This is a genomic window from Sphingomonas sp. CCH21-G11 (assembly GCF_001555965.1).
Classification (GTDB): domain Bacteria; phylum Pseudomonadota; class Alphaproteobacteria; order Sphingomonadales; family Sphingomonadaceae; genus Sphingomonas.
Genome location: NZ_LSHX01000008.1, coordinates 1 through 9,401, shown reverse-complemented (window position 1 = coordinate 9,401; position 9,401 = coordinate 1). Strand labels below are relative to the sequence as shown.

Sequence of the window (9,401 nt, the reverse complement as noted above, 5' to 3'; positions counted from 1 at the left end):
GGCGACGGGCGCGCCACCGTGTGGACCTGCGACCTGACGCACGGCTATATCTCGATCAACGCGGACTATCGCAGTTGAGCGCGCGCCATCGCCCGATTGCGCGTGGCGGCGGGCGCGCTATGGCAACGCCATGATCCTGGTCATCGACAATTACGACAGCTTCACCTGGAACCTGGTCCATTATCTGATGGAACTGGGCGCGGAGGTGAAGGTCGTGCGCAACGACGCGCTGACCGCGCAGGAAGCGATTGCCAGCAACGCACAGGCATTCCTGATCTCGCCCGGCCCCTGCACCCCCAACGAAGCGGGCATCAGCCTCGATCTCGTCGCGGCGTGCGCGGCGCAGCGCAAGCCGTTGCTCGGCGTCTGCCTCGGTCATCAGGCGATCGGCCAGCATTTTGGCGGCGAAGTCGTGCGCGGCGGGCTGATGCATGGCAAGACCAGCCCGGTGCTGCACGACGGGACGGGGCTGTTCGCCGGCCTCCCCTCCCCGTTCACCGCGACGCGCTATCACTCGCTGATCGTGCGCGACATCCCCGACGACCTGATCGTCAACGCCACCGCAGAGGATGGAAGCGTCATGGGGTTCCGCCACGCTGAGTTGCCCATCCACGGCGTGCAGTTCCACCCCGAAAGCATCGCGACCGAACATGGGCACGACATGCTGGCCAATTTCCTGACACTTGCCGGGATCGAGCGGGAATGCGCGTGATCGCGGCGCTGCCCGATCCCTCGGCGCCGCTGTCGCGCGACGCGGCCGCCGCCGCGTTCGCCGCCATTCTCGACGGCGAGGTCGCCGACGCGGAGATCGCCGCGTTCCTGGTCAACCTGTCCGAACGGGGCGAAAGCGCGATCGAGATCGCGGCAGCCGCCCGCGCGCTTCGCGCCCGGATGCTCCCCATTGCCGCGCCCGCCGGTGCGATCGACGTCTGCGGGACCGGCGGCGATGGGCATCACACGCTCAACGTGTCGACCGCGGTCGCGATCGTCGTCGCGGCGGCGGGCGTGCCGGTTGCCAAGCACGGCAACCGCGCCGCTTCGTCCATGGCGGGGGCTGCGGACACGCTCGAGGCGCTCGGCCTCGACCTCGATCGCGCGAGCCGGAGCGCCGAACGGACGCTGGCCGAAATCGGCATCGGGTTCCTGTTCGCGGCGCACCATCACCCCGCCCTGCGGCGGCTGGCGCCGATCCGCCGGGCGATCGGCCGGCGCACGATCTTCAACCTGATGGGCCCGCTCGCCAACCCGGCGGGCGTCACCCGCCAGCTGATCGGCATCGCCCGGCCCGACTATGCGCCGGTCTATGCCGACGCGCTCGCAACGCTGGGCGCGGAGGCGGCGGCGATCGTGGCGGGCGAGGACGCGCTGGACGAGCTGTCGACCGCCGGCCCGAGTGTCGCGGTCAATGTCGGCGCCGCCAGGCTGCCCGGGCGAATCACACCCGAAGATGCCGGCCTGCCCCGCCATCCGCTCAGCGCGCTGCGTGGCGGCGATGCTGCGCACAATGCGGCGGCGCTGCGGGCGTTGCTGCAGGGTGAAGCCGGCGCCTATCGCGACGCCGTGATCCTCAACGCGGCGGCGGCATTGATGGTCGCCGGGCGGGTCGAAACGCTCGCGGCCGGGGCCGAGGAAGCCGGCGAGCTGCTCGACAACGGCCTGGCGAACACGCTTCTCGACTGCTGGATCGCCAACGCATGAGCACCATTCTCGCGCGTATCCTGGAGCACAAGGCGGCGGAGGTCGCCGAACGGCGCGCGCGCGTGACGCTTGCCGAGCTCGACGCGCGCATCGCCGCTCAGGATCCACCACGCGGCTTCCGCGCCGCGCTCGATGCCCGCGCCGCCACCGGCTATGGCCTGGTCGCCGAGATCAAGAAAGCGAGCCCGTCAAAGGGGCTGATCCGCGCCGACTTCGATCCGCCGGCGCATGCGCGTGACTATGCCGCGGGAGGTGCCGCCTGCCTTTCCGTGCTGACCGACGAGGCGTTTTTCCAGGGCCATGACGACTTTCTGGTCGCCGCGCGCGCGGCATGCGACCTGCCGGTGCTGCGCAAGGATTTCATGATCGACCCCTGGCAGGTGGTCGAGGCGCGCGCGCTGGGCGCGGACGCGATCCTGATCATCGTCGCCGCGCTCGACGATGCGCAAATGGCGGAGATCGAAGCGACGGCGTTTGCGCACGGTATGGACGTGCTGGTGGAGGTGCACGATGCCGAGGAGATGGCGCGCGCTGCCGGGCTCAGGTCACGACTGATTGGCGTCAACAACCGCAACCTGAAGACGTTCGAGGTCGATTTCGACAACACACTGCGGCTGATCGACCTGGCCCCGCCCGGCTGCACCTTCGTCGCCGAAAGCGGTATCGCCACTCGCGACGATTGCGACCGGCTGGCCGAACGCGGCATCCGCTGCTTCCTGGTCGGAGAAAGCCTGATGCGTCAACCCGACCTGGCTGCCGCGACGCGCGCATTGATCGGCGGCTGAGCGATGACGGGCCTCACCCACCTCGATGCCGACGGCAACGCCCGGATGGTCGACGTGGCGGACAAGGCGACGACCCGGCGCGAGGCGGTGGCGGAGGGACGCATCGACATGGCCGACGACGCGCGCATCGCGATCCGCGAGGGGCGCGTGCCCAAGGGCGATGTGATCGCCGTCGCGCGCGTCGCCGGGATCATGGCCGCCAAACGGACGAGCGAACTGGTGCCGCTGTGCCATCCCCTGCCCCTGGCGGGCGTGACGATCGACTTCACCCTTGATGATCGCGGGGTCGCCGTCCGCGCGACCGCGATCACTTCCGGGCAGACCGGGGTTGAAATGGAGGCACTGACCGCGGTGTCGGTGGCGCTGCTCACCCTCTACGACATGGCCAAGGCGCTTGACCGGGGCATGGTGATTGGCGGGGTGCGGCTGCTCTCGAAACGTGGCGGCAAGTCCGGAGACTGGCGGGCAGCGTAACGGGAAGCGCCCTTTCCTCTTCCGCACGCTTGCGGGGGACTGATGGGCGGTGGTCGGTGCAGCGCGTTTCTCGACTTCGCTCGAAACGAACGGATGGCGCGTTAACGGCAAAGGCCCGTTCGTTTCGAGCGAAGTCGAGAAACGAAGACCGCATGCGCCAAAAGAAAACGGGCCCCCGGCATCGCTGCCAGGGGGCCGCATGTTACTTCCGGGCTGTCTCAGGCGAGATCGAAGCGATCCGCGTTCATCACCTTCGCCCACGCCTTGACGAAAGCGTTGACGAAATGCGCTTCCGACCTGCCCTCGGCATAGACTTCCGCCTGCGCGCGCAGCACCGAGTTGGAGCCGAACACCAGGTCGACGCGGGTGCCGGTCCATTTGGCCTCCCCGGTCTTGCGGTCGCGGGCGACGAAGATGTCCTCTGATTCCGCCGAAGGTTCCCACTTCATCGCAAAGCTCGAATTGAGCAGGTTGACGAAGAAGTCGTTGCTGAGCGTGCCGACCCGGTCGGTGAACACGCCATGCTTGCTGTCGCCGTGATTGGCACCCAGAACGCGCAGGCCACCGACCAAAGCGGTCATTTCGGGCATGGTCAGCGCGAGCAGATTGGCACGGTCGACCAGGTTCTCCTCCAGCGTCCGCACCGGCTTGTGCGCGGCATAGTTGCGGAAGCCGTCGAATTTCGGCTCCAGCGGCTCGAACGAGTCCGCGTCGGTCATTGCGTCGGTCGCATCGGTGCGGCCCGGCGCGAACGGCACGGTCACGTCATGACCGGCCTTCTTTGCCGCCGCCTCGACCGCCGCACAGCCGCCGAGCACGATCAGGTCGGCGATGCTGACCCGCTTGCCGCCCGCGGCCGACGCGTTGAACTCAGCCTGGATACGCTCGATCACCGCCAGCGCCTGGGCGAGCTCCGCCGGCTCGTTGACCGCCCAGTCCTTCTGCGGCGCGAGCCGGATGCGAGCACCATTGGCCCCGCCGCGCTTGTCCGAATTGCGATAGCTCGCCGCCGAGGCCCACGCGGTCTTGACCAGGCGCGAGATCGACAGCCCGCTGTCGAGCAGCTTCTGCTTGAGCGTTGCGATATCGCCCGCGTCGATCAGCGGGTGATCGACCGCCGGCACCGGGTCCTGCCAGATGCGCGGTTCGGCGGGCACTTCCGGCCCGACCAGCCGGTTGATCGGACCCATGTCGCGGTGGGTCAGCTTGTACCAGGCTTCCGCGAACGCCTTGGCGAACTGGTCCGGGTTTTCGTAGAAGCGGCGCGAAATCTTCCCATATTCCGGGTCGAAGCGCAGCGACAGGTCGGTCGTCAGCATCGTCGGCTTGTGCATCACGCCGGGCAGGTGCGCATCGGGGATATCCGCGACCGCATCCTTGGCGACCCATTGGTGCGCGCCGGCAGGGCTCTTGGTCAGCTCCCACTCATGCTCGAACAGGTTCTTGAAATAGAGGTTCGACCATTTGGTCGGCTCCTGTGTCCAGGTGACTTCCAGGCCGCTGGTAATGGTGTGCTCGGCATTGCCCTTGCCGTAGCTGTTCGCCCAGCCCAGCGCCTGGAGCTCGAGCGCCGCGCCCTCCGGCTCGGGACCGACATATTCGCCCGGATTGGCCGCCCCGTGCGTCTTGCCAAAGGTGTGGCCACCCGCGATCAGCGCGACGGTTTCCTCGTCGTTCATCGCCATGCGGCCAAAGGTTTCGCGGATGTCGTGTGCGGCGGCGACCGGATCGGGATTGCCGTTCGGGCCCTCGGGATTCACGTAGATCAGCCCCATCTGCACCGCGCCCAGCGGGTTTTCCAGCTCGCGCTCGCCCGAATAGCGGCCGGTATCGGCCAGCCATTCGCGCTCGGGTCCCCAATAGACGTCCTCTTCGGGCTCCCACACGTCGGCGCGGCCGCCGCCGAAGCCCGCCGTCCGGAAACCCATCGATTCGAGCGCGACATTGCCGGCGAGTACCAGCAGGTCCGCCCAGCTGAGCGCCCGGCCATATTTCTGTTTGACCGGCCACAACAGCATCCGCGCCTTGTCGAGATTGGCGTTGTCCGGCCAGCTGTTGAGCGGGGCGAAACGCTGCTGCCCGGCACCCGCGCCACCGCGCCCGTCACCGATGCGATAGGTACCCGCGGCGTGCCACGCCATGCGGATGAACAGCGGACCGTAATGACCGAAATCGGCCGGCCACCATTCCTGCGAATCGGTCATCAGCGCGGTGATGTCCGCCTTCACAGCGGCGAGATCCAGCGCCTTGAACTCGGCGACATAATCGAAATCCTCGCCCATCGGGTCGACGAGCGGAGAATTCTTGTTGAGGATCGAAAGATCGAGCTGGTTCGGCCACCAAAGCCGGTTGGTCATGCCGAACAGGACGGCCGCGCCGTCCATGTGATTGCCGTGGATCGGGCATTTCGATTCGACGTTCATGGCTTCTCCAATCCTGCAGTTTTGCTCTGGGAACTTGGTCTCTCTCTGCCGCGAAGGATTGCGCCGGCTTGCGGATTCGTCCAGACGTTTAATCCGGTCAGACTGATCGAAAGCGGCTGAGAAACGATCGCCGAAATCGCCCGACGCCGCTTTTCTCAGGGGTCAAACCCGCTAGAGCACGTGGCGATGAACGCCGCTCCTCCGAATCCCGCGCCGCTGGCCGTTGCCGAAGCCCAGCGCCGCCTGCTCGCACTCGCCGGACCGACGCCCGTCGAACACGCCGCCCTGCACGCCGCGGCCGGGCGCTGGGCCGCCGCCCCGGTGCAGGCCGCGCGCACCCAGCCGGCGAGCGACCTGGCGATGATGGACGGTTATGCGTTGCGCTTCGCCGATCTGGGGGCACCGCTCCGGATCGTCGGCGAAAGCGCGGCCGGTGCGCCCTTCACGGGGCAGGTCCGCATCGGTCAGGCGGTGCGGATCTTCACCGGTGCGCCCGTGCCCGCCGGGGCGGACACCGTGCTGGTGCAGGAGGAGGCGCTGCGCGAGCGTGACCGGCTCAAACTCAGCGGCGAAGGTCCGGCTGCCATCGGCGCGAACATCCGGCCGCGCGGGCTGGACTTCGTCGCGGGCGCGCCGCTGATCGCGGCGGGCGCGCCATTGACCCCACCGTGTATCGCGCTGGCGGCGATCGCGGGTCACGCCACCCTGCCCGTCCATCGCCGGCTGCGTGTCGCGATCGCGGCGACCGGCAATGAACTAGTGCGGCCCGGCGATCCGATCGGCCCGGCGCAGCTGCCCGAAAGCAACGGGGTGATGCTTGCCGCGATGCTGGCCAACCTGCCCGTCGACCTGGTCGACCTCGGCATCCTGCCCGATGATCTCGATACGCTGACCGCGGCGTTCGGCACGGTCGACGCCGACCTGCTCGTCACCAGCGGCGGCGCGTCGGTCGGCGACCATGACCTGGTCCGCCCGGCGCTGGCGGCGGCGGGTGTCACGCTCGATTTCTGGCGGATCGCGATGCGGCCGGGCAAGCCGTTGATGGCCGGCACGCGCGGCGCGATGGTGGCGATCGGCCTGCCCGGCAATCCGGTTTCCGCATTCGTCACCGCGACGCTGTTCGTCCTGCCGCTGATCCGGGCACGGCTGGGCGCGCGCGATCCGTTCCCGGCGATGACGACCGCGATGCTGGGGGTGGCCCTGCCTCCCAACGGGCCACGCGCGGACTATCGACGCGCAATGCGCGTCAACGGCATTGTGGTCGAGCCGGCGCGACAGGACAGCTCGATGCTCCACGCGCTCGCCGACGCGGACTGCCTGATCGTGCGCGCGCCCCACGCTCCGGCCGCTGCGCCCGGCGACTCGGTGGAAATCCTGCCGCTCGCGCCCGCTGGTGCTTGACAGCGTTCCCCGCGTTTCCTAAAGGTTCCGGGTCTGTTCCGACGGAGAACCCCGATGCTCACGCGCAAGCAGCATGAACTGATCTGTTTCATCTCGGATCGCCTCGCCGAAACCGGGGTGTCGCCGTCGTTCGAGGAGATGAAGGAGGCGCTCGACCTCAAGTCGAAGTCGGGCGTGCACCGGCTGATCAGCGCGCTGGAGGAACGTCATTTCATCCGCCGCCTGCCCAATCGCGCCCGTGCGCTCGAAGTTCTGCGGATGCCCGAGCGACCGGAAGCCAAGAAGGGCAAGGGCGCTGCCGCCACGGGTACCCCGCCGAGCCAGGCACCGCAGCGGCCCGCCCCCGCCAATGACGTGATCGAAATTCCCCTCCACGGCCGGATCGCGGCCGGCGTGCCGATCGAGGCGATGGAGGGGCAGCAGATGCTGCCGGTGCCCGCCGCGTTGCTGGGCGCGGGCGATCATTATGCGCTCGAAGTCGCGGGCGATTCGATGGTCGAGGCCGGCATCCTCGATGGCGACTATGCGCTGGTGCGCCGGACCGAGACCGCGCGCGACGGTGAGATCGTCGTGGCGTTGATCGACGAGAACGAGGCCACGCTCAAATATTTCCGTCGCGAGGGCGCGATGATCCGGCTCGATCCGGCCAATCGCAGCTACGATCCGCAACGTTACCGTCCCGACCAGGTGCGCGTACAGGGGCGGCTTGCCGGGTTGCTGCGTCGCTACTGACCGCAAGAACGCCGAGGGCGTGAGGTCACGCGCGGCGGTTGCACCGTTGCAGGGTCGAGCCAGGGATGGCGATCGCCGGGCCGGCGCACCGTCGTCACCCGGCCGGCGCCGAACGCGATCGCGACCCCGCCGGTTCGCGCCAGTGTCGCGCGATCCAGCTTCAGCCAGCGCGGCGTGCAGCGACGCGGCAACCGCCGCTCGCTGACGATGATGTCGACATCGCGACACAGCCGAACGATTTCGGCGATGGGCACGAGATAGCTGCTGCGCGTCGCGGCGATCCGCCAGCGTCGTTCGCCTTCGCGATGCTCCACCACACACAGGTCACGGTTGCATCGCGCGGCGGGATGGGTATCGAGCGCATCCGCCGCGCCGTCGACGCCGCTCGCCTCACCCAGGATCGAGCGGACATAGTCGCCCGATCGCGCGCGCAGCAGCGCCAGGCCGCCGTCATCCGTGCGCAGCGCCAGATGGCGGCCGTCGCCGGTCACGACCAGATCGGGCGGCGGCGTCCCCAACGCCCAAACCGCGCCGATCAACAGCGGCACGGCCCCCCAGCGTCGCCACCGCGTCCGCCACAGCATCAGCCACAACCCGCCGGCGATCATCGCGGCAAAGGCCCCGGCGGGCATCGACGGCAGCGTCGCGATCGCGCCGGGCGCATTGGCGGTGGCGTGCGCGATCGCGAGCAACAGGTCGAGCGCGACGCCCGCGATCCACCAGAAGGGCGCGCCCAGGCCGATCGTGTCGGCGATCAGCGCCATCGCCTCGACCGGCATGATGACGAACGTCGTCATCGGGATGGCGATGATATTGGCGAGCGCGCCGTACAGCCCGGACTTGTGGAAATGGAACAGTGCGATCGGCGTCAGCGCCGCCTCTACGGCCAACCCGGTCAGCAGCGTCGTGCCGAGCGCACGGACCAACCGGCGCGCGCCGCTCTCGTCGCGCCGCGCGAACCAGCCCTGGACGCGCGGATGCTCGTGCAACGCGACGATCGCGGTGACGGCGGCGAAGCTGAGCTGGAAACTCGGGCCGACCAGCGTTTCGGGAAAGATGAGGAGCACGATCGTCGCGCCCGCCGCGATCAGCCGCAGCGTGATCGCCTCCCGCCCGATCGCCAAGGCGGCGAGCACCAGCAGGGCGGCGATGCACGACCGCACCGTCGGCACCTCCGCGCCCGTCAGCCAGGTATAGCCGATTGCCGCCAGCCCCGCCGTGCCCGCCGCCACGACCGGCAAGCGCACGCGCAACGCGAGCCACGGGCTGAGCGCGAGCAGGCGGAGCATGACGAGCATCGTCGCGCCCACCACCGCGGTCACGTGAAGGCCGCTGACGGACAGCAGGTGCGCCAGGCCCGACCGCCGCATCGCCTCGGCATCGTCGTCGGCGATGCCGCCTTCGTCCCCGGTGGCGAGCGCCGCGGCAATGCCGCCGCCGCTGCCCGGCAGCCGGCTGCGGATATGCGCCGACAGTCGATCGCGAAGCGGCGCACCCGCGTCTGCGCCGGGGGTGACGAGCGCCACGCGCCCCAATGCCCGCCCGGTCGCGCCCAATCCCTCGAACCAGGCGACGCGCGCAAAATCATAGCCTCCGGGCACTCCGGCGGGGGGCGGCGGCACCAGCCGTGCGCGCAGGCGGACCCGCGCGCCGCGTCGCACATCGGCGGGCAAATCCGTGTCGGCCACGTTGACGCGCAGGCGCGGCGGCAGGCCCGACCCCGGCAGCGTCGCGATGCGCAGTCGGACGATCTCGCGCGCGGGCAGCGGCTCCACCCGATCGACCCGGCCATCGATCGTCACCACCGAAGGTCGCGCCAGCACGGGCGCGGCGACTTGGTCGGCCCGCCACCCCATCAGCGCGCACCCGACCAGCGCGGCGACTGCCC

Annotated in this window: 9 protein-coding genes; 7 read left to right on the top strand and 2 right to left on the bottom strand. The window is 69.2% G+C overall.

What is annotated here, in order from left to right; all coding sequences use genetic code 11:
• From AX676_RS17595 to moaC, 5 genes are all read left to right on the top strand, one after another.
• On the top strand, positions 1-78 hold a 78-nt coding region (locus tag AX676_RS17595; RefSeq protein ID WP_156441208.1), incomplete at its 5' end, for a bifunctional ornithine acetyltransferase/N-acetylglutamate synthase.
• 52 nt (positions 79-130) lie between these two features.
• Complete coding sequence (locus tag AX676_RS01480; protein WP_066481798.1) at positions 131-712, top strand: anthranilate synthase component II; 582 nt, start codon at positions 131-133, stop codon at positions 710-712.
• Positions 703-1,698, top strand: a complete 996-nt coding sequence (trpD, locus tag AX676_RS01475; RefSeq protein WP_066481800.1) for an anthranilate phosphoribosyltransferase — start codon at positions 703-705, stop codon at positions 1,696-1,698. Before AX676_RS01480 ends, trpD begins: the two co-directional genes overlap by 10 nt.
• Positions 1,695-2,483, top strand: coding sequence for an indole-3-glycerol phosphate synthase TrpC (gene trpC / locus AX676_RS01470; RefSeq protein WP_066481802.1), 789 nt, complete (start codon positions 1,695-1,697; stop codon positions 2,481-2,483). The genes trpD and trpC overlap by 4 nt, the downstream gene beginning before the upstream one ends.
• Before the next feature lie 3 nt (positions 2,484-2,486).
• The gene (gene moaC / locus AX676_RS01465; RefSeq protein ID WP_066481804.1) at positions 2,487-2,957 is read left to right on the top strand and encodes a cyclic pyranopterin monophosphate synthase MoaC; all 471 of its coding nucleotides are present in this window, start codon (positions 2,487-2,489) and stop codon (positions 2,955-2,957) included.
• A 218-nt stretch (positions 2,958-3,175) separates the two neighbouring features.
• Here moaC and katG read toward each other — a convergent pair whose 3' ends face one another.
• Positions 3,176-5,380 (bottom strand): catalase/peroxidase HPI, encoded by a 2,205-nt coding sequence (katG, locus tag AX676_RS01460; protein ID WP_066481806.1) that lies wholly within the window; start codon positions 5,378-5,380, stop codon positions 3,176-3,178.
• A 186-nt stretch (positions 5,381-5,566) separates the two neighbouring features.
• Here katG and AX676_RS01455 point away from each other — a divergent pair, with 186 nt between their 5' ends.
• A complete protein-coding gene (locus AX676_RS01455; RefSeq protein WP_066481808.1) occupies positions 5,567-6,781 on the top strand; it encodes a molybdopterin molybdotransferase MoeA in 1,215 nt (404 codons plus the stop codon).
• A 54-nt stretch (positions 6,782-6,835) separates the two neighbouring features.
• The gene (gene lexA / locus AX676_RS01450; protein ID WP_066481811.1) at positions 6,836-7,513 is read left to right on the top strand and encodes a transcriptional repressor LexA; all 678 of its coding nucleotides are present in this window, start codon (positions 6,836-6,838) and stop codon (positions 7,511-7,513) included.
• Here the strand turns inward: lexA and AX676_RS01445 are convergent.
• Positions 7,507-9,401: ComEC/Rec2 family competence protein (locus AX676_RS01445; RefSeq protein ID WP_066544060.1), on the bottom strand; the 1,895-nt coding region annotated here is incomplete at its 5' end. The genes lexA and AX676_RS01445 overlap by 7 nt on opposite strands.